Source organism: Micromonospora sp. BQ32, from assembly GCF_059358895.1.
Genome location: NZ_JCADBI010000003.1, coordinates 378925 through 403441, shown reverse-complemented (window position 1 = coordinate 403441; position 24517 = coordinate 378925). Strand labels below are relative to the sequence as shown.

At 72.5% G+C, this 24517-nt stretch carries 24 protein-coding genes; 13 read left to right on the top strand and 11 right to left on the bottom strand.

Features of this window, described 5'->3' with window-relative positions:
• Positions 1-30 precede the first annotated feature (30 nt).
• The 3 genes from AC5L30_RS08850 (at position 31) to AC5L30_RS08840 (ending at position 1834) form a co-directional block, all read left to right on the top strand.
• Positions 31-651, top strand: a complete 621-nt coding sequence (locus tag AC5L30_RS08850; protein ID WP_396716972.1) for an L-threonylcarbamoyladenylate synthase — start codon at positions 31-33, stop codon at positions 649-651.
• A 98-nt stretch (positions 652-749) separates the two neighbouring features.
• A complete protein-coding gene (locus AC5L30_RS08845; protein WP_494866406.1) occupies positions 750-1289 on the top strand; it encodes an RNA polymerase sigma factor in 540 nt (179 codons plus the stop codon).
• A complete protein-coding gene (locus AC5L30_RS08840) occupies positions 1286-1834 on the top strand; it encodes a hypothetical protein (protein WP_494866405.1) in 549 nt (182 codons plus the stop codon). The genes AC5L30_RS08845 and AC5L30_RS08840 overlap by 4 nt, the downstream gene beginning before the upstream one ends.
• Here the strand turns inward: AC5L30_RS08840 and AC5L30_RS08835 are convergent.
• On the bottom strand, positions 1831-3012 hold the full coding sequence (locus AC5L30_RS08835) for a low temperature requirement protein A (protein WP_494866404.1): 1182 nt from the start codon (positions 3010-3012) through the stop codon (positions 1831-1833). The two genes, AC5L30_RS08840 and AC5L30_RS08835, sit on opposite strands and share 4 nt — an antisense overlap.
• A 50-nt stretch (positions 3013-3062) precedes the next feature.
• Positions 3063-4517 (bottom strand): serine/threonine-protein kinase, encoded by a 1455-nt coding sequence (locus AC5L30_RS08830; protein ID WP_494866403.1) that lies wholly within the window; start codon positions 4515-4517, stop codon positions 3063-3065.
• A gap of 132 nt (positions 4518-4649) precedes the next feature.
• Between AC5L30_RS08830 and AC5L30_RS08825 the strand changes: the two genes are divergently transcribed.
• From AC5L30_RS08825 to AC5L30_RS08790, 8 genes are all read left to right on the top strand, one after another.
• Positions 4650-5249 (top strand): hypothetical protein, encoded by a 600-nt coding sequence (locus AC5L30_RS08825; RefSeq protein WP_494866402.1) that lies wholly within the window; start codon positions 4650-4652, stop codon positions 5247-5249.
• 130 nt (positions 5250-5379) lie between these two features.
• The gene (locus AC5L30_RS08820) at positions 5380-5721 is read left to right on the top strand and encodes a PadR family transcriptional regulator (RefSeq protein WP_494866401.1); all 342 of its coding nucleotides are present in this window, start codon (positions 5380-5382) and stop codon (positions 5719-5721) included.
• Positions 5718-6665 (top strand): permease prefix domain 1-containing protein, encoded by a 948-nt coding sequence (locus tag AC5L30_RS08815; protein WP_494866400.1) that lies wholly within the window; start codon positions 5718-5720, stop codon positions 6663-6665. The genes AC5L30_RS08820 and AC5L30_RS08815 overlap by 4 nt, the downstream gene beginning before the upstream one ends.
• Positions 6666-6787: 122 nt before the next feature.
• Positions 6788-8125 carry a sensor histidine kinase gene (locus AC5L30_RS08810; protein ID WP_494866399.1) on the top strand — a complete coding sequence of 446 codons (1338 nt, stop codon included), beginning with the start codon at positions 6788-6790 and terminating at the stop codon, positions 8123-8125.
• The gene (locus AC5L30_RS08805) at positions 8122-8838 is read left to right on the top strand and encodes a response regulator (protein ID WP_494866398.1); all 717 of its coding nucleotides are present in this window, start codon (positions 8122-8124) and stop codon (positions 8836-8838) included. The genes AC5L30_RS08810 and AC5L30_RS08805 overlap by 4 nt, the downstream gene beginning before the upstream one ends.
• A gap of 81 nt (positions 8839-8919) precedes the next feature.
• Positions 8920-9813 carry an ABC transporter ATP-binding protein gene (locus tag AC5L30_RS08800; protein WP_494866397.1) on the top strand — a complete coding sequence of 298 codons (894 nt, stop codon included), beginning with the start codon at positions 8920-8922 and terminating at the stop codon, positions 9811-9813.
• A complete protein-coding gene (locus AC5L30_RS08795; RefSeq protein ID WP_494866396.1) occupies positions 9810-10871 on the top strand; it encodes an ABC transporter permease in 1062 nt (353 codons plus the stop codon). Before AC5L30_RS08800 ends, AC5L30_RS08795 begins: the two co-directional genes overlap by 4 nt.
• Positions 10872-11047: 176 nt before the next feature.
• Positions 11048-12838 carry a carbohydrate binding domain-containing protein gene (locus AC5L30_RS08790; RefSeq protein ID WP_494866395.1) on the top strand — a complete coding sequence of 597 codons (1791 nt, stop codon included), beginning with the start codon at positions 11048-11050 and terminating at the stop codon, positions 12836-12838.
• Positions 12839-12912: 74 nt separating this feature from the next.
• Here the strand turns inward: AC5L30_RS08790 and AC5L30_RS08785 are convergent, their stop codons facing one another.
• Positions 12913-13941, bottom strand: a complete 1029-nt coding sequence (locus tag AC5L30_RS08785; protein ID WP_494866394.1) for a peptidoglycan-binding protein — start codon at positions 13939-13941, stop codon at positions 12913-12915.
• A gap of 251 nt (positions 13942-14192) precedes the next feature.
• On the opposite strand from AC5L30_RS08785, the gene AC5L30_RS08780 reads away from it, so the two are divergent.
• Positions 14193-15182 carry a helix-turn-helix domain-containing protein gene (locus tag AC5L30_RS08780; protein WP_494866393.1) on the top strand — a complete coding sequence of 330 codons (990 nt, stop codon included), beginning with the start codon at positions 14193-14195 and terminating at the stop codon, positions 15180-15182.
• Positions 15183-15194: 12 nt separating this feature from the next.
• Here the strand turns inward: AC5L30_RS08780 and AC5L30_RS08775 are convergent, their stop codons facing one another.
• From AC5L30_RS08775 to pgsA, 8 genes are all read right to left on the bottom strand, one after another.
• Positions 15195-15812 carry a ribonuclease FAU-1 family protein gene (locus AC5L30_RS08775; RefSeq protein WP_494866392.1) on the bottom strand — a complete coding sequence of 206 codons (618 nt, stop codon included), beginning with the start codon at positions 15810-15812 and terminating at the stop codon, positions 15195-15197.
• Between the two features lie 131 nt (positions 15813-15943).
• Positions 15944-16696 carry a YebC/PmpR family DNA-binding transcriptional regulator gene (locus AC5L30_RS08770; protein WP_494866391.1) on the bottom strand — a complete coding sequence of 251 codons (753 nt, stop codon included), beginning with the start codon at positions 16694-16696 and terminating at the stop codon, positions 15944-15946.
• Between the two features lie 270 nt (positions 16697-16966).
• Positions 16967-17572 carry a pyridoxal 5'-phosphate synthase glutaminase subunit PdxT gene (gene pdxT / locus AC5L30_RS08765; protein WP_355423421.1) on the bottom strand — a complete coding sequence of 202 codons (606 nt, stop codon included), beginning with the start codon at positions 17570-17572 and terminating at the stop codon, positions 16967-16969.
• Between the two features lie 8 nt (positions 17573-17580).
• Entirely contained in the window at positions 17581-18498 is a 918-nt protein-coding gene (gene pdxS, locus AC5L30_RS08760) for a pyridoxal 5'-phosphate synthase lyase subunit PdxS (RefSeq protein ID WP_494866390.1), read from the bottom strand.
• A gap of 158 nt (positions 18499-18656) precedes the next feature.
• The gene (locus tag AC5L30_RS08755; protein WP_433318039.1) at positions 18657-19160 is read right to left on the bottom strand and encodes a hypothetical protein; all 504 of its coding nucleotides are present in this window, start codon (positions 19158-19160) and stop codon (positions 18657-18659) included.
• Between the two features lie 81 nt (positions 19161-19241).
• The gene (locus AC5L30_RS08750; protein ID WP_494866389.1) at positions 19242-20402 is read right to left on the bottom strand and encodes a glycosyltransferase family 4 protein; all 1161 of its coding nucleotides are present in this window, start codon (positions 20400-20402) and stop codon (positions 19242-19244) included.
• Positions 20403-20418: 16 nt separating this feature from the next.
• Positions 20419-21351 carry a phosphatidylinositol mannoside acyltransferase gene (locus AC5L30_RS08745; protein ID WP_494866388.1) on the bottom strand — a complete coding sequence of 311 codons (933 nt, stop codon included), beginning with the start codon at positions 21349-21351 and terminating at the stop codon, positions 20419-20421.
• A gap of 46 nt (positions 21352-21397) precedes the next feature.
• A complete protein-coding gene (gene pgsA, locus AC5L30_RS08740) occupies positions 21398-22027 on the bottom strand; it encodes a phosphatidylinositol phosphate synthase (RefSeq protein WP_494866387.1) in 630 nt (209 codons plus the stop codon).
• Positions 22028-22276: 249 nt separating this feature from the next.
• Here pgsA and AC5L30_RS08735 point away from each other — a divergent pair, with 249 nt between their 5' ends.
• The gene (locus AC5L30_RS08735; protein ID WP_494866386.1) at positions 22277-24433 is read left to right on the top strand and encodes an elongation factor G-like protein EF-G2; all 2157 of its coding nucleotides are present in this window, start codon (positions 22277-22279) and stop codon (positions 24431-24433) included.
• Positions 24434-24517 lie beyond the last annotated feature (84 nt).

Below are 24517 nucleotides of genomic sequence, written 5' to 3'. Positions count from 1 at the left end.
TCGGCCCCGGATGGGCCTAGGCTCTTCAGGATGGCGAGGTACTACGACGTACACCCGGAGAACCCACAGCCCCGGGTCATCGGGCAGGTCGCCGACCTGATCCGCGGTGGTGGGCTGGTCGCCTACCCGACGGACTCCTGCTACGCGCTCGGCACCCAACTGGGCAACCAGGACGGGCTGGACCGGATCCGGCAGATCCGACACCTCGATGATCGGCACCACTTCACCCTGGTCTGCCACGACTTCGCCCAACTCGGTCAGTTCGTGCAGATCAGTAACGCGGTCTTCCGCCTGGTGAAGGCGTCCACCCCGGGCAGCTACACCTTCATCCTGCCGGCCACCCGGGAGGTGCCCCGCCGGATGCTGCACCCGAAGAAGCGGACCGTCGGCGTGCGGGTGCCCCGACACACCGTCACCCAGGCGCTCCTGGCCGAGCTGGCCGAGCCGCTGGTGTCCAGCACGCTGGTCCTGCCCGGCGACGAGGAGCCGATGACCCAGGGCTGGGAGATCAAGGAACGGCTCGACCACCAGCTCGACGCGGTGCTCGACGCCGGCGACTGCGGCAAGGAGCCGACGACCGTGATCGACCTGTCCGGGCCCGAGCCGGAGATCCTGCGCCGCGGTGCCGGGGACGTGTCCCGCTTCGAGTAGCCCGCCGGTTCGCGTCGGGTGCCGGACGCTACGGGGCCGCCGCGGCGGCGCCGGTCGTACGCTCAGGGATCGGCACCGGCGAGCATTGGACATCCGGCATGCCCGACGCGGACGACATCGACGCCCTGGCCCGGTCCGCCGCGCACGGCGACCCGGCCGCGCTGAACGCCCTGCTGGTCGCGGTGCGCCCGGAGGTGCTGCGGCTGTGCGCCCGCTTCCTGCCCAGCCGGGAGGACGCCGAGGAAGCCTGCCAGGACACGTTGCTGGCGCTGGCCGGCGGCATCACCCGGTTCGAGGGGCGCTCCTCGTTCCGCACCTGGCTGCACCGGCTGACCGCCAACCGGGCCCGCTCCACGTACCGCACGCTGCGCCGCCGCTGCCGCCTGGAGGCCGGCGGCATACCGGTGCCCGACCAGGCCGACCCCCGGCGCACCAGCGTGGTCGCGGGCACCCGCCTCGACCTGCTCGACGCCTTCGACTCGGTCCACCCCGACCTCGCCGAGGTGGTCGCCCTGCGCGACGTCCTCGGGCTGAGCTACCCCGAGATCGCCGCCCTGCTCGACGTGCCCGTGGGCACGGTGAAGTCCCGGTTGCACCTGGCCCGGCGGCAGGTCCGGCAACGGCTCGGCGCCGAATGAGCCGGGCGTCGCTCCACCGGGTCGTCCTCGTCCTCGCGGCCACCGTGGGCGTCGCCGCCTGCGGCGGCGCCGACGCCGTCTCGCCACTGCCCGTACAACCGCCCGGCCCGACCCGTTCGACGCCGACCCCCTCCGCGACCCCCGCGATCTCCGCGATCCCCGCGCCCACCTGGTCACCGTCCCGACCGCCGCCGACCAGCACGCGCCCGGTCGCGGCACCGCCCGCACCCACCAGAACACGGGGTACGCCCCGAACGACTCCCCCGCCGACCGACGCGACGCCGGCCTGTCAGGGCGCGGTCCGCTACGACCTGCCGCTCGCCGAGACCGAGATCGAGCTGCTCACATCACTCTGCTTCGCCACCGGCGCGGTGCTGCGGATCCAGGGCATCGGGCCGGGGCTGGTTACCGTGGACCGCCCGGAGTTGGTCTCCCAGCAGTACGAGGCGGGCGTGGTGGACATCCGCTTCGTCCGCCCCGGCACGGTCGCCGTGACGATCCCCAAGGAGGGCCGGGAGCACACCATCACCGTGGTGGTCCGCTAACCAGCGGATTGGCGCCGAGCCCGGAGGAACTCGGCGGCGGCGACGCCCAGCAGCACCAGACCGGCGACGACGCCCACCGCCAGGCCGGGAAGGTGCGGCGCGACCGGGGCGAGAGCGATCGTCACGGCGACGCCGAGGACGTGGGACAACGGCAGCCGGTCGTAGACCTCGTATTCGAGCACCGCCCGACCGCACAGCACCAGCCCGGCGCCGCCAAGGATGAGCGCGGTCATCGGGGCGTCCGGCCGCTCGCCGGGCTGCTCGAGGATCCGTTCGACACCGGCAGCCGTGCCGACCACCCCGGCGAGCATCAGCCAGTGGGCGTACGGGTTGGTCTGCACCAGCCGGGCCGGACGCGGTGACGACTCGATGGCCGCGCGCAGGGTCGCGCCGGCTCCCCGGGCGTAGCTCCACCAAAGCACCACGGCCGTGAGGAACGCGGTGCCGAAGGTGGCCACCCGATCCGCGGTGAACGGTTGGTGGCCCAGGCTGAGGACGGTGACCAGGACCAGCTCACCCAGGGACAGAATGTAGATCTGCTGGTAGCGCTCGGCGAGGTGCTCGGGTACCACCTGGTAGCGCGGCAGAGGTGCCCGACCGGGAATCGGATAGCGCAGACCGTACGCGGTGTAGTCCACCGTCAGCGCGGCCAGCCACAGTCCGAGCCGCCAGCCGGGATCGGCCACCAGACCGCCGACGACCCAGAGGGTCCCCGTGCCGACGTCCCAGATCAGGGCACGTACGGAACGCTCCTGCTCCGGCCGGCCCCGCAGGTACCAGGCGAGCACCAGCCCTCGGACCAGGAAGATCGCGACCCAGGTACCGCTGAAGATCAACCCGTGGTCACCGAACGCCGTTGGCAACGTGGCCGACATCAGCATCAGGCCGAACATGGTGCCCAGGATCAGCAGTGGGATCGGATGCTTCCGGGGGCTGTAGCTGTCGGTGATCAACGTGGTGGTCACCCACACCGCGAACAGCGTCGACAGCAGGACCAGCGCCTGGACGATGCCGGTCCAGCTCTGGTCGGCGGCCATCTTCATCGAGGTCATCGCCAGACCGGCGACCAGTGCGAGGTCGAAGAACAGCTCCAGCAGATCCGTACGCGGTGACCCGTTGGGCGTGCGGATCGGCGCCCGACGCGTGCCGCCGCTCACCGGCTCGCGCTTCTCCGCCACGGTGACAGCTTCACACCCGGAGGACCGCCGACGGGCGCGTTCGGCCGCACCTACCGCAGGCGTACGCCGGCGAGCAGGGTGTCCACGAAGGCGGGCCCACTGTCCGCCGGCGGGACGATCTGCACGTACACCAGGGCGGGCCGGCCGGGGTGCAGGGCGGCCGACTCGATGATCTGCGGTCGCCCCCGGTCGCAGCGGTACGCCACCACGGTCCACTCGACGCCCGCCTGTCGGCTGGCGCGGGCCGGCGTGGGCGTGCAGTCGCCGTGGGTGCGCTCGGCCAGGAACCCGGTGGGCGTGGCGCGTGCCGCCGTGCTGGTGGAGAGGCCCACGAACGCGCCAGGCAGGCGAGGGTCGGCGGCCCACCGGCGGGGTTGCGGCGACATCACCAGCGCCGGCTCGGGTTTGCCGTCGGCACCGTACTGGCCGGCCCAGGTGGCACCCGTGGCGGACCAGCCGGGCGGCAACGTCACTGTCAACGGCCCGGTCGTGTACGTGCCGCCGACCGGCCGACCCGACCCGGCGCCACCCGGCTCGGCGCCCACCGCACCCACGGCGGCGACGGCCACGACCGCGGCCCCGGCCAGCCGCAACCGGTACCGGCGGCCCGGCGGAGGTTGGTGCCGCGCCGGGCCGGACGCCGCAGCGAGTCCCGCCGGGCCGCTGGCGCGGGTCGCCGCGATCGGCCGTCCCGCCGGGCCGCTCGCGCGGGTCAACGCGGCGTGCAGGGTCGCGGCGTCGGAGTAGCGGTCGGCCGGGCGGCGGGCGGTGGCCCGGGCGAGCACCGCCGCGACCGCCGGGGGCACATCGTCCCGCAGGCGGATCTCCAGGGCGCGCCGAGGTGGCTCGGGTCTGGTCGGGTTCGCGCCCGACGGCTCGGCGGCCAGCAGCCGGATGCCGAGCCGGCCGAGCCCGTACACGTCGGCGCGGGTGTCGACCACCGCGCCCGGATCGTCCTGCTCGGGGGCCATGTAGCCCGGGGTGCCGGCCCGGGCGGTCAGCCCGGATGCGGCGGCGAGCGCCTTGGCGAGGCCGAGGTCGGCGATCAGCACCTGTTCCGCGCCGCCGGGGCCGGCGGAGCGGAACAGGATGTTGCCCGGGGTGAGATCGCGGTGCACGACGCCGTGCCGGTGCAGGACGGCGACCCCGGCGCAGACCTCGCCGAGCAGCCGCAGCGCCGTCGGCGCGGGGATCTCGCCAGCGGCCAGCCGGTCCCGCAGGCTGCCTCCGTCCGCCCAGGCCAGCACCGCGTACGGCCGGCCGTCGGGCAGCTCGCCGACCGCGTGCACCCGGATCAGCCGCTCGTGCTCCAACCGGCGCAGCAACCGGGCCTCGTCGAGGAAGCGTTCCCGGACCCGCAGGTCGTGGCTCCAGTTCTCGGCCAGCACCTTGATCGCCACGTACGCGTCGAGCGCCCGGTCGTAGCCGAGCCAGACCGTCGCGAACGAACCGACGCCCAGCAGTCGCTCGATGGCGTAGGGCCCGATCCGCAGTGGAGCCGTCACCGTTCACCCCCGGCCAGCACGGTCGGTCGGCGTTTCTCTGCACAGTAGACCCGGCCGGTCGGAATCCCGACGAACCGTTGGCCCCGGCGCGGTGACTAACAGGGCAGGAGACCCATCACCGAAGGAGCCACCATGAACCGTCCCGCGATCCTTCTCACCACCGCCGCGTTGGCGCTCGGCACGCTCGCTCCGGCGACCGTCGCCGGCCCGGCGGCGGCGGCACCCCTGGCCGGCGGCGCCACGCCCGCCTCGACGCGCGGTCCGCTCGCCGCCACCGTCGGGCACAGCCACCCGCAGGTGCTCAGCGTCGGCGGCGCCGGCGTGTACCGCATCGGCGCCAGCCTGGCGGCGCTCACCACGAACGGGCACATCGGCTGGACCGCGCCGAGCTGCGGCGGGGTGGTGCACGCCGGCGTGACCGGTTCCTGGGCCGGCGTGCTGCTGCTGGCCTTCCGCGACGGGCGACTGGTGGAGGTCGGTACGGCCACCGCGCCGCCGCGATCCCCCGCCGGCGCCACGGTCGGCATGTCCTTCGACGAGTTGGAGGCGATCTATGGCCGACGGGGGTCGCTGATCCGCAACGACGCGGGGGACGCCGAGGCGTACCTGGTCCGGGTCGGGTCGCGGGTGGAGCTGTTCACCGGGCATCCGATCCGGCCCGGGGTGGGCTACTTCCAGGTCGGCCCGGCCAGCTTCGTCGAGCGCAACTTCCGCCAGGGCGTGTCCTGCTGACTTTTCCCAGGTGCGGGGCGTCCGGTGTCGACCGGGCGCCCCGTACGTCGTGTCGGACCGAACGGAGGCCGGGCGGACACGATGATGTCTTGCTAGACAACACTGTGTGTCACACAGTATGGTGTGACACATGGTTAGCGAGGACGTTCTACGGACGCACCTACAGGAGCTGCGTCGAGGCACCGTCGTGGTGGCCAGCCTGGTCGCGCTGCGCCGACCGGACTACGGCTACGCACTGCTGCAACGGCTCACCGACCACGGCTTCCCGGTCGACGCCAACACCCTCTACCCGCTGCTGCGCCGCCTGGAGGACCAAGGGCTGCTGACCAGCGAGTGGAACACCGAGGAGAGCCGACCGCGCAAGTTCTACCGGACCAGCGACGAGGGCGAGTCGATGCTGAACCGGCTCCTCGACGACCTCGCCGCCGTGCAGACCTCCGTCACCGGGCTGATCCAAGGAGTGGACCGATGAACACCCTGACCGACCGCTACCTCGCCGCCACCCTGCGCTCGGTGCCCACCCAGCGCCGCGACGAGATCGCCACCGAGCTGCGGGCCTCCATCGAGGACATGATCGACGACCGCACCGGCGGCGGCGCGGACCCGACCGTGGCCGAGCGGGAGGTGCTCACCGAGCTGGGCAACCCCGACGTGCTGGCCGCCCGGTACGCCGACCGCCGGTTGCAGCTCATCGGCCCGACCTACTACCTGGTCTGGCAGCGGCTGCTGAAGCTGCTGCTCAGCTTCATCCCGGCGCTCGTCGGCACGATCGTCGCCATCGTCGAGGTCGCCGAGGGCAAGGGTTTCGGGGCCATCGGGCCAGGCATCGTGGTCGCCCTGCACGTGGCCGTGCACATCGCCTTCTGGCTCACCCTGACCTTCGCCATCATCGAGCGCTCCCAGGCGACGGTGGACCTGCCGGGCTGGACGGTCGACCAGCTGCCCGACGCCCCGGTGCACCGGGGCATCCCGCTCGCCGACACCGTCGCATCGGTGATCATGCTGGTGCTGACCATCGCGTACCTGCCGTTCCAGCACTACCGGTCCTGGGTGCGCGGCACCGACGGCGAGAACATTCCGATCCTCGACCCGGCACTCTGGTCGTTCTGGCTGCCGGCGCTGATCGTCGTCCTGGCCGCCAGCGTGGTGGTCGAGATCGTCAAGTACCGGATCGCGCACTGGACCTGGGCGCTCTTCGTGGCCAGGGCGCTGCTCAGCCTGGCGTTCGCGGTGCCGCTGATGTGGCTGGCGCTCTCCGACCGGCTACTCAACCCGGCCCTGGCCGAGCGCCTGGCCTGGCTGGCGGACGCGGACAACCGCAACGTCCTCGGCGCTACCATCGCGGTGGGCGCGGCCGTGGTAGCGGTCTGGGACCTGATCGACACCGCGATCAAGACGCGCCGTCAGACGGCGTGAGCGACACCCCGCACGGCGGCCCGGCGCGTACCCCGCGTCGGGCCGCCGCCCGTCGGCGCGACCGCGCGGGAACCGGCGCGCCCGGTCGGCAAGCCGGGCGGGTGGCGTGGCATCGTTCCGGGATGACCGTGGCACCGCGAGAGGAATGGCGCCGGCCGGGTCCGACGGCGGAACAGCGCCGGTTCGACCTGTGGATCGGGCTGGCGGTGACCGGGCTGGCGGTGGTCAGCCTCACCCTGGCCCGCAGCGCCGGGGCGTTCCTGCTGGGCCCGCCACCATCCGGGCCGGAGCAGCTGTTCTGGACCGTCGCGGTGACGCTGCCGCTGGTCTGGCGACGACGCTGGCCGCTGGCGACCCTGCTGATCGTCTCGGTGGTGTTCGTCAGCGCCCAGGCACGATCGGCCCCGGAGACCCAGTTCTCCGCCTGGGCTCTGTTCTGCGTCATCTACACCGCCGGCGCCTGGGGGCAGGACCGTCGGCTGGCCCGCCGGCTGCGGATCGGCGTGATCGCCACCATGTTCGCCTGGCTGGGCGTCTACTACGCCGTGACCATTGATCACATCCCCCCTGGTTCCTTCGACGACGCGGTCGGACCGGTGCCACCCGTGCTCGCGGCGATGGTCACCGGCGTGCTGGCCAACGTGTTGACTCTCGGGTTCGCCTACTTCTTCGGTGAGACCGCCTGGGTGGCCGCGCGCCGTGAGCACGAGCTGCGCGCCCAGGCCGAGGACCTGCGTCGGTCGCAGGCCGAGGGGCGGGAGCGGGCGGTGCTCGGCGAACGGGTCCGGATCGCCCGGGAGCTGCACGACGTGGTCGCCCACCACGTGTCGGTGATGGGTGTGCAGGCGTCCGCGTGCCGCCGGGTGTTCGACCGCGACCCGGACAAGGCCCGTACGGCACTGACCGCCATCGAGCAGAGCGCCCGCACCGCCGTCGACGAGCTGCGCCGGATGCTCGGCGTGCTGCGGACCTCCGCCGGCGCCGACGCCGAACCGCCGGCGGCCGGCGGCGTCGAACGGATCGGCGAGCTGGTCGAGCGGGCTCGGGCCGCCGGGCTGACGGCGACCCTCGGGGTGTACGGAGACCCGGTCGTGGTGCCCGAATCGGTCTCCCAGGCGGCCTACCGGGTGACGCAGGAAGCGGTGACCAACACCCTGAAACATGCCGGGGCGGAGCTGCTGGACGTGCGGGTCCGGTACCTGGCCCGGGAGGTGGAGGTCGACGTGACCGACGACGGGCGGGGTGGTGGCCGGGCCACCGCCGTCGGGCTGGGCCTGATCGGGATGCGCGAACGGGTCACCGCCCACGACGGCGACCTGGAGGCCGGGCCGCGGGCCGGCGGCGGCTGGCGGGTACGCGCCCGCTTCCCCCTGGCGGCGTCGGCGGACCGCCCGGTGGGCCCGCAGCGGGAGCCGAGCGACAGGCACCAGGTGGCAGCCGGCGCGGAGCCTTCGGCATGAGCGCGGCAGCCCAGCACGTCCCCGACGCCGGCCCGATGGTCCGGGTGCTGCTCGCCGACGACCAGCACCTCGTCCGTACCGGCTTCCGGGTCATCCTCGAGGTGGAGGACGACATCGAGGTGGTCGGTGAGGCCGCCGACGGCGAACGGGCCGTCACCATGACCCGGGCGACCCGCCCCGACGTCGTACTCATGGATGTGGAAATGCCCGGGATGGACGGCCTGGAGGCCACCCGGCAGATCGTTGCCGACGGCCCCGGGGCGCCCGCGGTGCTGATCCTCACGACCTTCGACCGCGACGACTACCTGTTCGCCGCGCTGCGGGCCGGGGCCAGTGGCTTCCTGCTCAAGAACGGCACGCCGGAGGAGCTGGTCGAGGCGATCCGGGTGCTGGCCAGGGGCGACGGTCTCCTCGCCCCGGAGATCACCCGCCGGGTGATCTCCACCTTCGCCCGACCCGGCGACCCGACGGGCACCGCCCACCGAGGCCCGGCCGCGGACGCCGCGCTGGCCGAGCTGACCCCACGCGAACGGGAGGTGTTGATGCTGCTCGCCGCCGGGTCGAGCAACGCGGAGATCGCCGCGACCATCCACCTGGGCGAGGCGACGGTGAAGACACACGTGAGTCGTGTGCTGGCCAAACTCGGCCTGCGCGACCGGGTGCAGGCCGTCGTGTTCGCGTACGAGAACGGCGTGGTCCGGCCCGGCGCGTGACCGGCGTCCACCGCGAGGTGGACCCGCCGGCTCACCCGCCGGGCGGACGGCGGAGCGGCGTATTCGATCTAGCGTGAGGGCGTGACCAGAACGCTTCGCCTCGACGGCGTCGACCGCAGCTTCGGCGACCGTCAGGTGCTCAGGAACGTGTCCTTCGAGGTGTCCGCCGGTCGGATGACCGGTTTCGTGGGCGCCAACGGTGCCGGCAAGACCACCACCATGCGGATCATCCTGGGTGTCCTCGCCCCCGACGCCGGCGAGGTGAGCTGGGGCGGCACCACGCTGACCCGGCAGGACCGGCGGCGCTTCGGCTACATGCCGGAGGAGCGGGGCCTCTACCCCAAGATGACCACCCGCGAGCAGGTGACCTACCTGGGCCGGCTGCACGGGTTGGACGCCGCCGCGGCCCGGCGCTCCACCGACGCCCTGCTGGACCGGGTCGGGCTCGGTGAGCGGGGCGACGACCTGCTGGAGACGCTGTCGCTGGGCAACCAGCAGCGCGCCCAGATCGCCGCCGCGCTGGTGCACGACCCCGAGGTGCTGGTGCTCGACGAACCGTTCTCCGGCCTCGACCCGCTGGCCGTGGAGACCGTTGTGGCCGTGCTGCGGGAACGGGCCGCGGCCGGCGCGCCGGTGCTCTTCTCCAGCCACCAGCTCGACGTCGTGGAGCGCCTCTGCGACGACCTGGTGATCATCGGGGACGGGGTGATCCGGGCCGCCGGCAGCCGGCAGCAGCTGCGCGACTCGCACACGGTGCCCCGCTTCGAGCTGGTCGTGGAGCACGACGCCGGCTGGGTACGCGACCACCCGGGAGTGACCCTGGTCGAGCTGGACGGCGCGCGTGTGGTCTTCGACCTGCCGGCCGGCACCGACGAACAGCCCGTGCTGCGGGCGGCCCTCGCACGCGGCCCGGTCCGCGCCTTCCGCCCGGTCAGCCCCTCGCTCACCGAGATCTTCCGAGAGGTCACCCAGTGAACGTCACCCAGGCCACCCGGCTGGTCGCCGAACGCGAGATCCGGGTCAAGCTCCGCGACCGTACCTTCCTGTTCGGCACGCTGTTCTTCCTGCTGATCGCCGCGGCGGGCACCATCCTGCCGCCGCTCTTCTCCGGCGGGCCGTCCACCGTGGCGGTGACCGAGAGCTTGGCCGCGCCGCTGCGCGCCGCCGGGCTGGAGGTCCGGGTCGTCCCCGATGACCGGGCCGCCGAGCAGGCCGTCCGCGACGACGACGTGGACGCGGCGGTGGTCGCCGGACCGGCCGTCCTGGCCATGGATGACGCCCCCGACGACGTGGTGAAGGCCCTGAGCAGCCAACCGACCGTACGCCTGCTCGACCCGGATGCGGTCGACCCGGTGGTGGCGTTCCTGGTGCCGTTCGTCTTCGCGTTCGTCTTCTTCCTCACCTCGCAGACGTTCGGTGTGCAGATCGCGCAGAGCGTCATCGAGGAGAAGCAGACCCGGATCGTGGAGATCCTGGTCGCCGCCGTGCCGGTGCGGGCCCTGCTGGCCGGGAAGGTGGTGGCCGGGGCCATCCTGGCGTTCGCGCAGATCGCCCTGATCGCGGTGGTGGCGGTGATCGGGCTGCAGATGGGCGACAGCGGAGGTCTGCTCACCCTGCTCGCCCCGGCGATCGGCTGGTTCGTGCCGTTCTTCCTGATCGGTTTCGTGCTGCTCGCCGCCATGTGGGCGGCGGCGGGCGCCCTGGCCAACCGGCAGGAGGACATCGCCGCCGTGTCGACGCCGGTGCAGCTCGCCGTCATGCTGCCGTTCTTCGCGGTGATCTTCCTGAACGACAACGCCACCGCGATGCGGGTGCTGTCCTATGTGCCGTTCTCGTCGCCCACGGCGATGCCGCTGCGGCTGTTCACCGGCGACGCGGCCGGGTGGGAGCCGATCGTCTCGCTGGTCATCTTGCTGCTCGCCGCCGGCGCGTTCCTCCTCGCCGGGGCCCGGGTGTACGAGGGGTCGCTGCTGCGCACCAACGGCCGGACCTCGCTGCGTACCGCCTGGCGGGAGCGGGAGACCATCGGCTGAGCCGAGGGTTCGCCCCGCGCGGGCGTCGGTGTCCTGACGGATGCCGGCGCCCGCCGTCGTGCGGCCCCGTTCCGTGCGCTGTTCGCGGGCTGCGAACAACGCGAACGCTCCTACGGTGAGCCGATCCTCACGGCAACGACCTGGTCGTCGCCGGTCCCGGACCGGAAAGGCTCTCGATGTCCCCACCGATCAACGCACGGCAACTCCGGCGTCTGCTCAGCACGGTGCTCGCGGTCGCCCTCGCCAGCACCCTCACCGCTCTCGTCCGCCCCGCGCCGGCCGCCGCCGCCCCGGGCGACCTCATCCTCAACGGCACGTTCGACAACGGCAGCACCCAGCCCTGGTGGACCCGGCTCGCCACGACCAGCACCACGGTCAACGCCGGGCAACTGCGCGTCCGCACCAGCGCGACGGTCGGCAAGCCCGTCTGGGAGGACCTGGTCGGTCACTTCGAGTTCGGCGTGACGGCGGCGCAGCCGTACCGGTTGCAGTTCGACGCCTCCGCCGACGTCAGCCGCTCCCTGCGCGTCTCGGTCTCCCGGGCGGACACGCCCTTCACCTCCGCCGTCGACCAGACCGTCGCGCTCACCTCCACGACGCGCCGGTTCACCTTCGACTTCACCTCCCCGTTCGGCGACCCGAAGGCGGTGCTGCTGTTCCACTTCGGCGGCCAGGCCGCCTCGACGGTCCAGGTGGACAACATCTCGCTCAGCCCGCTGGCCGTGGACCCGGCCACCGACCCGATCCTGTACTGGAATGGCGTCCTGTTGGGCACGTACCAGGCGCTGGACCTGCCACCCACCTCCTCGTCCCGGGAGGCCGCGATCCTGCACGCGGCGATGCACGACGCCGCCGCCTCGGTCACCGGCGTCGGCACTCCCTACCGGGTACGGGTGCCGGTCACGTACCCGGGCACCATGGACAACGTCGTGGCGCCGTCCCTGCACGCGGCCGTCGACCGGGCCGCGTACGACGTGCTGACCGCCCTGTACGGCGGCCAAGGCCAGTCCTACGCCCAGGCCCTCGCCGGCGCTGTCGCCCTCCGGCCGTCCGGGGTGAACGCCGCCGAGGTCGCCCGTGGGGACACCGTCGGCGCGGCGGCGGCCGCCGCCAACCTCCAGGCTCGCGCCAACGACGGCTCCGGCAACAACACGCCCTACCAACTGGACGGCGTACCCGGCTCGTGGCGACCGACCAACGGCAAGGCGGCGGTCAGCCCGAACTGGGGCCTGGTCACCCCGTTCGCGCTCACCTCGGGCCGGCAGTTCCGCCCCGGGCTACCGGCCGGCGCCACCGGGTATTCCGACCTGCTCAGCAAGCAGCAGTACCGCGATCAGGTACAGGAGGTCCGCGACTACGGCGGCCGGACGTCGGCGCTGCGGACCGCCGACCAGAGGCAGATCGCGTTCTTCTGGGCCAACGACCTGGGGGGTACGTACAAACCACCGGGTCAGCTCTTCTCGCACACCCGGATCGTGTCGGAACAGCGTCAGCTCGGCATCCTGGCCAACGCCCGGCTCTTCGGGCTGGTCGCCCTCGCTCTCGCCGACGCCGCCATCGCCGCTTGGGACGCCAAGTACCAGACACCTATCGACCTGTGGCGGCCGGTGACGGCCATCGAGGCGACCGGGGGCCCCGGTTGGCAGCCGTTGTCGCAGGACCGCGCCGGGGTGCCGTACACGCCGGCCTTCCCGGCCTACGTCTCCGGGCACGCCACCTTCGCGGGGGCCTGGTCCGCGGTGATGAAGAGCTTCTTCGGCACCGATGCGATCGCCTTCGACGCCACCACCGACGATCCTTACGCGGAGGGTGTGGTCCGGCGCATGACCGGCTTCGACCACGCCGCCGAGGAGAACGCGCTGAGCCGCATCTACCTCGGCGTGCACTACCGGTTCGACGCGGACGCGGGGCTCGCCACCGGACGTTCCGTGGGCGCGTACGTGTTCGCCAACCGCCTGCGACCGTGAATCGTCAGTCGGGGTAACGGGGGGATGCTCCCCGCCCGGTCCGGGGATCGGGCGGGGAGCATCACGCGTCACCGCTACGCCGGGCAGTTCCAGTGGCCGAAGTCGCCGGTACGAGACCAGACCTCCCGGGCCGTCCCGATGTTCCAGGCCGGATCCAGCACCGTCCGGCGGTCGACGCCGAACCGGGACACCTCCACGTCGCTGAACTGGAACAACCCCCAGCGCCGCGAGCCGTCCTCGACGACCTCCACCCGGTACGGGTCCAGTCCGGACAGGCAGCGCGCCACCTCCACCGCCCCGGCCGGGTCCTCCGGGAACATCTGCCGCAGGTGCTTGCGGATCCGGTCCTGCGTCCAGCTGACGGGCACCTTCCGATCGCCCGCCAACTCGCCGAACAACCGCGCGTCCGCGGTGCCGCTGACCGGCAGGCCGCCGAACGCCTGGAACACCATCACCCGGCTGGTGGTGTCCGGGCCGAACCAACCGTCGACCGGCACGGTGAGCCCGTCGGCCACCAGGTGCTCCTGGAGGCTCAGCACGCAGGGGTCGTACATGCCCTGGCGCAGCACGTCCGGACAGCCAGCGGTCGGCGAGTTGTCCACTGCGGGAGGGGCGAGAGGTCGCAGCGCCCCGGCCGCCCCGACCGTCAGGACGCCGAGCACCGCCAGCAGCGCCAGCCGAAGCCAGCGACGGGCCGGCCAGGGTGCTTCGGGTCGCGGCGGGACCGAGCCGACGCTCGGGCGGATGTTCGCCGCGACGGTCGTGGACGGGCCGGCAGGGGTCCGTGCCGCGTCGCTCTCCCCTCGGCCCTGCTCGCCGAGGCGGGCCTCGATGACCCGCCGTGTCTCCAGCCACCTGTCGACCTCGGCCGCCGGGGTGCCGCAGGCGGCCAGCAGCGCGACGACGGTGCGCTCCCGGGGCAGCGTCGAGCGCCCCAGCATCGTCGCGAGGGTGCTCGGCGGCAGCCAGTGTCCGGCCGCCGAGGCGCGCCGGGAGAGCTCCCGATAGGTCATGCCGGAACGCCGCCGCGCCTCCCTGAGCAACGCCACATACTCCCCTGCCGTGGCCACCTGCGGCACCGGATCCCGGACAGCACCATCCATCGAACCTCCCCGTGTCGTTGGTGTGGTCGAGCCCGAACCGGTGCCGGCGAACCCGCCGAACGCACACCGGTCAGCGGCGCGGCCATCGAGAGAAGACGCTAGGTAAATCAGTCGGCGACGACAATGCCCTGGTCGCCGCGCTGGGCTGTCCGGGCAGCTCAGGGGCGCATGTCCGGATCTTGTCCGACCATCTCGGACAGTCACCGGGACCCGGCTTGCCACCGCGTCCGCGATGTCTGGAGAATCGGGCGATGACCACGGGGGAGCTACGCCCGGACGACACGTCCAACCCGGCCGAGTTCGTCGAGTTGCTGCGCCAGCTCAAGGACCGGTCGGGGCTCACCTACCGGCAACTGGAGCAGCGTGCCGCGGCGGCGGGTGACGTGTTGGCCCGGAGCACCGCGGCCGACATCCTGCGCCGGTCCACACTGCCGCGACCCGAGGTGGTGGCCGCGTTCGTGCGGGCCTGCGGCGCGGAAGATCAGGTCGAGACGTGGCTACGGGCCCGGCACCGCCTCGCGGCGGGTCAGTTCGCCCCGCCATCGCCGGCAGCGGACCCACCGCCGGTCGACGCGGTCACGACCCCGCAGCGACCTGACCCGGCCCGCCCACGCTGGTTCGCGCGGCCCGCGCCGCTGGCGCTGCTCGTCGTCGCCGCCCTGCTGGCCGCGCTCGGCGTGGGCTTCTGGGCCGAGCGGCGCGACGACGAGCAGGGGAAGGCCGGGCAACGCACCGATCCGACCGCATCGGCGGGGGGCGGTGCCCGTTCGCCGAGCGCGGGGCGCAGCCAGATCCGCCCCGTCGGCAGCCCGCACCTCTGCCTCACCGAGGGCCGCGATCGCACCGGCCAGTACACCAAGGAGATAGCGGTCCAGCGGCCCTGCACGGAGGCCACCCCACCGGACACCGCGCTGGAACCGGTGACCGACGGAATGTTCTTCATCCACTGGGTCCACCCGGTGCACGGGAAGGGCTGCCTCACCATCCGCGAGGAGGATCCCGGCCGGAACCTGCTCGAACCCTGGGACGAGAAAAATTGCAGCGCGAGCAGGCCGAGGCAGGTGTTCCACTTCGAGCCGACCGGAGCGACGCCCGACGCGTACCGCATCCGGCCCGACCGTAGCGAGCTGTGCGTCGGCCTGCGCGACGACGACAGCGACGTGTCGAACGCGGCGCTGGTCGAGCCGTGCACCGGCGGGACGGATCAGGTGTTCCTGGTCAACTCGCTGCCGGCAGACTGACGGCGGCGCGGCTCAGCGCGCGGGTGGCACCTGGTCCCAGCCGGCGGGCAGCGGGGGTGCCGTCCAGTCGGGATCGGGCCGCCAGGTGGCCCACGCCGGGTCCCACCAGCGCTCACCGCCGTCGAGCAGGGCGGCGATCCGGTCGCCCTCGGCCCGGATGGCGTCCCCCATGCCCGGGTAGCGCCCCTCGACGAGCCGCTGCGCGAACATCTCCACGTCCTTCCAGACGTACCGGTCGGCGTCCGCGGCCCACCACAGGTCCAGCTCGTGGTCCAGGGTGTCCACCCCGATCGCCGTACGCCGCACCGGGTCCTGGAGGTTGAAGTACCAGCCGGCGAAGTCGCGCCCCGGCCCGGTCCAGAACACGTCGATCGAGTGCGCCTCGCCGGGGCGTTGCAGCATCAGCTTGCCGTGCCCGGACCAGGAGCGGTGCCCGGCGGTCTCCCACGGGTGCCGCCCGCACGGGAAGACGCCGGTCTCCGGGAAGCCGAACTCGGCCCCCGGTGGAAGGTAGAGGGCGAGCAGCTCGGGCGAATCCTCGACGCAGATCGTCGGGCAGCCGAACCAGACCTCACCTCGCAGCACCTCACGCCGTACCACGGTGTCACCGGGCGCGAACCGCTCCGCCACCTCTGCGGCACCTCCTCGCTCGACCTCCGGAGGCAACCGCCGCGATCTTGCACTTTCTGTTGACGATATGCCGTGCTTGACCCGTTCTGTCGGGTCAGAAAGTGCAAGATCGCGGCGGGATGGGGCGGGGCTCAGGCGTCAACCGCCGCCATCACGTCGTCGCTGATGTCGAAGTTGGCGTAGACGTTCTGGACGTCGTCGCAGTCCTCCAGGACGTCGATCAGCTTGAAGATCTTACGCGCGCCCTCTTCGTCCAGCGGAACGTTGACGCTGGGGATCAGGGAGGACTCGGCCGACTCGTACTCGATGCCGGCATCCTGCAACGCCGTCCGCACCGGAATCAGGTCGGTCGGCTCGGAGACCACCTCGTACGCCTCGCCGATGTCGTTGACCTCTTCGGCACCGGCGTCCAGGACGGCCAGCATCACGTCGTCCTCGCTGGTGCCCTCCTTGGGGACGATCACCACGCCCTTGCGGGAGAACATGTACGACACCGAGCCGGCGTCGGCGAGCGAGCCGCCGTTGCGGGTCAGCGCGGTCCGGACCTCGGTCGCCGCGCGGTTGCGGTTGTCGGTGAGGCACTCGATGAGCATGGCCACGCCGCTCGGGCCGTACCCCTCATACATGATCGTCTGCCAGTCGGCGCCGCCGGCCTCCAGGCCGGAGCCGCGCTTGACGGCGCGATCGATGTTGTCGTTCGGCACCGAACTCTTCTTCGCCTTCTGGATGGCGTCGAAGAGCGTCGGGTTGCCGGAGGGGTCACCGCCGCCGGTCCGTGCGGCCACCTCGACGTTCTTGATCAGCTTGGCGAACATCTTGCCGCGCTTGGCGTCGATGACGGCCTTCTTGTGCTTGGTCGTCGCCCACTTTGAGTGGCCGGACATCTTCTACCTCCGTTGCTACCCGCCGTCTGCATCGACCGCACCGCTCACGCCCCGCTCCCGCCGGCGCACGCGGAGGTGCCGGTCAGCTCTGGTGGAAGCCGTGGCGGGCAGATGGCCCTGCCGAATCTCCGCAATCCTACCGACGTCCCCCGGGTCGCTGTCATGCACCGCGCGCGGTAAGGCCGACCGGCCCGCACGGACCAGGGCAGACGGGACATAAGACCCGGCCCCGGCGAGCATCATGGACAACCCGACGCGGTCGCCCGCTGTTCAGGAGGCGGCGCGGACCAGGTCCACGAAGTACGCGTGCACCCGCAGGTCACCGGTCAGCTCCGGGTGGAACGAGGTGGCCAGCAGGTTGCCCTGTCGGACCGCCACGATCCGGTCGGCGGCCGGGCCGCCGGCCACCACCCCGATGACCTGGACGCCGGCACCGACCCGCTCGACCCACGGCGCGCGGATGAAGACCGCGTGGAACGGCTCGCCCGGCACCCCGGCGACGGTCACCGGCGCCTCGAACGAGTCGACCTGCCGGCCGAACGCGTTGCGCCGGACGGTCATGTCGATGCCGGAGAAACCCCGCTGATCGGGTCGGCCGTCCAGCACCTCGGTCGCCAACATGATCATGCCGGCGCAGGAGCCGTAGACCGGCATGCCGTCGGCGATCCGCTTGTCGATCGGTTCGCGCAGCTCGAAGATGTCGGCGAGCTTGCTCATGGTGGTGGACTCGCCGCCGGGGATGACCAGGCCGTCGACCGCGTCCAGCTCCGCCGGACGGCGGACCGGGCGGGCGTCCGCGCCCGCCGCGGCCAACGCCGCCACGTGCTCGCGGACGTCGCCCTGGAGGGCGAGCACACCGATCACGGGCGCCGTCACGGTCGCGCTCACCAACCGCGCTCGGCCAGGCGGTGCGGCTGCGGGATCTCGTCGACGTTGATGCCGACCATCGCCTCGCCGAGGCCCCGGGAAACCTTGGCCAGCACGTCCGGGTCGTCGTGGAACGTGGTCGCCTTGACGATCGCGGCGGCCCGCTGAGCCGGGTTGCCCGCCTTGAAGATGCCGGAGCCGACGAAGACGCCCTCCGCGCCGAGCTGCATCATCATCGCCGCGTCGGCCGGAGTGGCGATCCCGCCCGCGGTGAACAGCACCACCGGCAGCTTGCCGCTCTCGGCGACCTCCTTGACCAGCTCGTACGGGGCCTGCAACTCCTTGGCCGCGACGTACAGCTCGTCGGCCGGCAGCGAGGAGAGCCGGCGGATCTCCTGGCGGATCTTCCGCATGTGGGTGGTGGCGTTGGAGACGTCACCGGTGCCCGCCTCACCCTTGGAGCGGATCATGGCCGCGCCCTCGGTGATCCGGCGCAGCGCCTCGCCCAGGTTCGTGGCGCCACAGACGAAGGGCACGGTGAACGCCCACTTGTCGATGTGGTTCGCGTAGTCGGCCGGGGTCAGCACCTCGGACTCGTCGACGTAGTCCACGCCGAGCGACTGGAGGATCTGCGCCTCCACGAAGTGGCCGATGCGGGCCTTGGCCATCACCGGGATGGAGACCGCCCCGATGATCCCGTCGATCATGTCGGGGTCGCTCATCCGGGACACCCCGCCCTGCGCGCGGATGTCGGCGGGCACCCGCTCCAGGGCCATCACCGCTACGGCGCCGGCGTCTTCAGCGATCTTGGCCTGCTCGGCGTTGACGACATCCATGATCACGCCGCCCTTGAGCATCTCGGCCATGCCCCGCTTCACGCGGGCGGTGCCGACGACGGGGGCGGTACCGGTGTTCGACGCGGTGTTTTCGGGCACGGGTCATCGCTCCTTGGACGTGCTCTGCGGGTGGCAGCGAAATGCTACGCGCGGTTCAACGCCGTACCGACAGCCAATCAGACCCCCGGTGGCCTGCACTGTGGCCCTGGTCACCGGTCCGCCCGAGCCCATTCGGGAGCAGTGACGACCATCGGCGCTCAGGCCGCGGGGACGTCCGCCGGGACGACGAGAGTCGGATCGTCGATGTCGAAGTAGCGCGGCCACTGCCGGCCCCGCCCCATCCGCAACAGGCGCACCAGCGGCCGGCTGCGCGCCGAGCGGGCGTCCCGAACCAGGTCGGTGTGCACCTGCCGGGACAACGCGAGCCGACGACTCGCGGCGATGACCGCCGCGCAGTCCGGGTCGCCCGGGTCCAACTGGACGCCGCGCAACTGCCGGGTGAGGTCGTTCTCCGCCGCCTCCCGCTCGTCCGGGCTGGCGTCCAGGGCGATCCGGGCGGCCGCGTACAGCTCGACGCCGAAACGCCGCTCAGCCAGGACCGCGGCTGCCGCCGCGCGACGCAACAGGTGGGCGTCGAGAGCCCGGGCCGCCAGCTCCGCGCGGCCCTGTAGCCGCTCCACCCGGCCGGCGGTCCAGATGAGGTACGCCGCGACCAGCCCCACGACCACGCTCGCGGCCACCACCCACCACATGTGCGGCATCGTAGTGCTGCTCCGTTTCGTCCGATTGGGCGCGGCCGGACCGGTCCCGCCGGTCACCACCGCACCATCCGTCACACCGGCTCAGCCCAGCCCCACCCATTCCTGGTCGATGACCCGCCCGTCGGTTGCCTCGATCGCCGCTGCGTATACCTCCAGAACGCGGCGAGCAACCACCGGCCAGTCGAAATTCGCGACCACCTGATCGCCGCAGGCACTCAGCGTGGCCCGCCCGGCCGGGTCGTCCAGCAGCTCGCTGAGCACGTCACGCAGCCCCACCGGGTCACCGGTGGGGAAGAGTCGACCGGCCCGCCCACCGTCGAGCACCCGCCGGAACGCGTCAAGGTCACTGGCGATGACCGTCGTACCCGCGGCGAGGGCCTCGGTGAGGATCATGCCGAACGACTCGCCGCCGGTGTTCGGTGCGACGTAGAGGTGCACACTGCGCAGCATGCGCGCCTTGTCCGCTTCGCTGACCAGGCCGAGGAACGTGATCCGCTCGTGCAGGTCGGCGGGGAACTGGTCGTACAGGTCGTCGGGGTCACCCGGGCCGGCGACCAGCAACCGCAGACCGGGCCGCGTGGCGGCCAACGCCACGAACGCGTCGCGCAGCACCGGGAAGCCCTTGCGGGCCTCGGTGAACCGGCCCAGGAAGCCGAGTGTGCCGCCGGTGCCGGGCGCGCACTCCCCCGGCCAGCCCGGCAACGGCTCGGCGTCGGCGAACTTGGCCACCGCCACCCCGTTGGGGATCTCCACCGCGCCGCCGTCCATGTGCTCGACCTGCACCTTGCGGGCCAGCGCGCTCACCGCGATCCGGGCCGTGATCCGCTCCAGAACGATCTGGAGCACACCCTGGGCGGCGGCGAGGACCCGCGAACGGGTCATCGCGGTGTGGAACGTGGCCACCACCGGGCCACGGGCGGAGAGCACGGCCAGCAGCGACAGGCTCAGCGTGAGCGGCTCGTGCACGTGCAGCACGTCGAAGTCGCCGTTGGTGATCCACCGTCGCACCCGGGCGGTCGACACCGGGCCGAACGCGATCCGGGCCACCGAACCGTTGTACGGCAGCGGAACGGCCCGACCGGCGGACACCACGTACTCCGGCAGCGGTGAATCCTCGTCGGCCGGCGCGAGCACGCTGACCTCGTGGCCGAGCGCGATCAGCGCCTCGGCGAGGTCCATGACGTGGTTCTGCACCCCGCCGGGCACGTCGAAGGAGTACGGGCACACGATGCCAATCCGCATGTGTCAGCCCACCTCCTCAGGCCGGGCCGGAGGCCGACGAGGGCAGCGCCGTGCTCTCCCCCGACCTCGCCTGGTCCAGCCACATCCGCTGCAACATGTGCCAGTCTTCCGGATGCCGGGCGATACCCGCCGCCAGACGGTCGGCGATCAACTGGGTCAGCGACCGGACCCGCTGGTCCAGCGGTCCCACCTCGGGCCCCGGCACCGGCAACGGACCAGCCAGCGACGCACAGGCGGCGTCCGGTTCGTACCACAGCGAGGCCACGTAGAGCGGCGCGCCGGTGTGCAGCGCGAGCAACGCCGGCCCGGCGGGCATCCGGGTCTTCCCACCGAAGAAGTCCACCTCCACCCCCCGGGCGGAGAGGTCACGGTCGGCCAGCAACGGCACCACCGCACCGGCACGGAGCCGGTCCAGCAACACGTCGAACGCCGGACGCGGCCCCCCGTGGGTCGGCAGGATCTCCATCCCCAGACTCGCCCGGAAGGCCAGGAAACGCTCGTACACGCCCTCCGGCTTGAGCCGCTCCATGACCGTGGTGATCGGCCAACCGGTGGCCGCCACCCAGGCGCCCGCAGCATCCCAGTTGCCGGCGTGCGGCAGGGCCACCACCGCGCCCCGACCGGCGGCCACGTCGGCGGCGAGCAGTTCGGCGCCGTCGAGCCGGAAACCGGACAGGATCTGCGACCGGCTCAGGGCGGGCAGCCGGAACGCCTCCATCCAGTACCGGGCGTACGAGCGCAACCCGCGCTTGACGAGATCGTCCAACTCGGCGTCGGGCAGCTCCGGGCCGACCACCCGGCGCAGGTTCGCGCGCAGTCGGGCCGTACCCCCTCCGCCGGCGCGGTGGGCGCGGTCCGCGCCCGCCTGGAACGCCGCCGCCACCAGCGGCCGGGGTAGCGCGCGGACCACCCGCCACCCGGCGACGTAGCCCAGCTCGGTGAGGTTCACGCGACTCGGCCGCCGGTCGTCCGACGCCGGGTCACCGGCACGCCAGTCACGCCTGACCGTCCGGCTGGAGCTGCTGGGCCTGGCGGTAGACGTGCGTCATCCGCTGCCCCACCGTGAAGATCGACACGGCGGCGAGCAGCCAGAGCGCGATCTCCAGGGCCGGATCGACCCCGACGCCGGTGAGGATCCCACCGACCCCGACGATCAGCAGCCGCTCGGTGCGCTCGGCGATGCCCACGTTGCAGGTCATGCCGAGCCCTTCGGCCCGGGCCTTCACGTAGGAGACCAGGCTGCCGGCGGCCAGGCAGAGCAACGCGGCGGCCACCCCGGAGTGGTGCCCCTGGGTGGCCAGCCAGTACGCGACCGCGCCGAAGACGGCGCTGTCGGCGACCCGGTCCATGCTTGAGTCGAGAAACGCGCCGAACCTGGTGGAGCCGCCGCTCATCCGGGCCATCGTCCCGTCGAGCAGGTCGGTGAGCGCGAACAGGGTGACGATCAACGCGCCCGCGACCAGATGGCCGCGAGCACCGAAGCCGAGCGCGCCGACGAGCACACCAACGGTGCCCGCGACGGTGACGGCATTGGGGGTGACGCCCGCGCGCAGCAGGGCACGGGCAATCGGCTCGACGACGCGGGTCATCCCCGCGCGGGCCGACACTTGGAAGATCTTCGCCATGGCGGTCCCCACGATAACGGTCCGCCCAGCTCCGGCGATACGGACGGTACCGCCGACCCGCCCGGGGGAGGCTTGTGCCTATCCGGCAACGGGTGTGAGATCGAGCCGGGAGGTGAGCCAGCTCACCCGTCCGCCCGTCCCGTTCCCGCTTCGCAGCAGACCACCGGAGGATATCGCCGCGCACTCGCCCCGGGCCGCTTCCCGTCGCGCGGCGGTCGCCACCACCACCGGCTGAGGGAGGTGCGCCCCATGGCGCAGAAGAGTCACGAGAAGGGTTCCACCGGCGGCACGCCGGTGGTGACCGAGCCCGAGCGGGTTCGCAACGTGGTGCTCGTCGGGCACTCCGGGGCGGGCAAGACCACGCTGGTCGAGGCGCTGCTCGCGGCGACCGGCACGATCGGCCGCGCCGGCTCCGTGGTCGACGGCACCACAGTCGGCGACCACGACCCCGCCGCCGTACGCCAACAGCGCTCGGTCAGCCTGTCCTGCGCGCCGCTGCTGCACAACGGCATCAAGGTCAACCTGCTGGACACCCCCGGGTACGCCGACTTCGTCGGCGAGCTGCGCGCCGGGCTGCGGGCCGCCGACGCCGCGCTCTTCGTGGTCTCCGCCGCGGGCGGCATGGACGCGGCCACGGTCGCGCTGTGGGAGGAGTGCGCCGCGGTCGACATGCCCCGCGCGGTCGCGGTGTCCCGCCTGGACCAGCCGCGCGCCGACGTCGACGAGACGGTGGCGCTCTGCCAACGCCTCTTCGGTGACAACGTGATGCCGCTCTACCTGCCGATGCTCGGCGACGACGGGGTGTCCACCGAAGGTCTGCTGGGCCTGATCACCCGTCGGGTCTTCGACTACAGCGCCGGGCTCCCCGCCGACGTCCGCGACCCGGACCCGGAGCACCAGCGGGCCATCGACGAGTCCCGCGACGAGCTGATCGAGGGGATCATCGCCGAGAGCGAGGACGAGACCCTGATGGACCGCTACCTCGACGGCGAGGAGATCAGCACCGAGGTGCTCATCGACGACCTGGAGAAGGCCGTCGCCCGGGGCCACTTCTACCCGGTGGTGCCGGTCTGCGCCCAGACCGGTGTCGGGCTGGACGTGCTGTTGGAGGTGCTGACCGCCGCGTTCCCGTCGCCGCTGGAGCACGAGCTGCCGGCGGTGACCGGCGTGGACGGCTCGCCGCGTCCGCCGCTGACCTGCGACCCGGCCGGGCCGCTGGTCGCCGAGGTCGTCAAGACCACCATCGATCGCCACGTCGGCCGGGTCTCGCTGGTCCGGGTCTTCTCCGGCACGCTGCGCCCCGACCAGACCATGCACGTCTCCGGGCACGGCATGGCCGAACGCGGGCACCCCGACCACGACGCCGACGAGCGGGTCGGGCACATCTACACCCCGCTGGGCGCCACCCTGCGGGAGGTGTCGCTCTGCGTGGCCGGTGACCTCTGCGCGATCACCAAGTCGGGCAGCGCCGAGACCGGCGACACCATCTCGACCAGGGACGACCCACTGCTGATCGCCCCCTGGGAGATGCCGGAGCCGCTGCTGCCGGTGGCGATCGTCGCCCGTAGCCGCGCCGACGAGGACGCCCTGGCCCGCAACCTCGCCCGCCTGGTCGCCGGCGACCCCACGCTGCGGCTGGAGCGCAACCCGGAGACCCACCAACTGGTGCTCTGGTGCATGGGCGAGGCGCACGCGGACGTGGTGCTCGACCGGCTACGTGCCGGCGGCGTCGAGCTGGACACCGAGCCGGTCAAGGTGTCGCTGCGCGAGACGCTGACCGTGCCCGCGAAGGGGCACGGCCGCCACGTCAAGCAGTCCGGCGGCCACGGTCAGTACGCGGTCTGCGACATCGAGGTCGAGCCGCTGCCCCGCGGTAGTGGCTTCGAGTTCGTCGACCGGGTGGTCGGCGGCGCGGTGCCGCACAACTACATCCCGTCCGTGGAGAAGGGCGTCCGCGCCCAGCTTGAGCGCGGGCTGGTCGCCGGCCACCCGGTGGTGGACCTGCGGGTGACCCTGGTCGACGGGAAGTCGCACAGCGTCGACTCCTCCGACGCGGCCTTCCAGACCGCCGGCGCGCTGGCGCTGCGCGACGCCGCCGAGCGTGGCCAGCCGGCCCTGCTGGAGCCGATCGACGAGGTCACCATCCGGGTGCCGGACGGCTCGGTGGGCACGGTGCTGGGCGACCTGTCCGGCCGACGCGGCCGGGTGCTCGGCACCGAACCGGACCCGGACACCGAGGGCCGCACTCTCGTCCGGGCCGAAGTGCCGGCCACCGAGCTGCTTCGGTACGCCGTCGAGCTGCGCTCCATGACGGCCGGCACCGGCACCTTCCGCCGCCACTTCGTCCGCCACGACCCCATGCCCGCCCACCTGGCCGACCAGACCCGCAAGGAACAACACCCCTAACCCCGCCCCGCCCCGCCCTGTCGATCTTGCACTTTCTGTTGCCCTTATGTCGCTGTTGCGGCATGAGTCCCCGCAGAAAGTGCA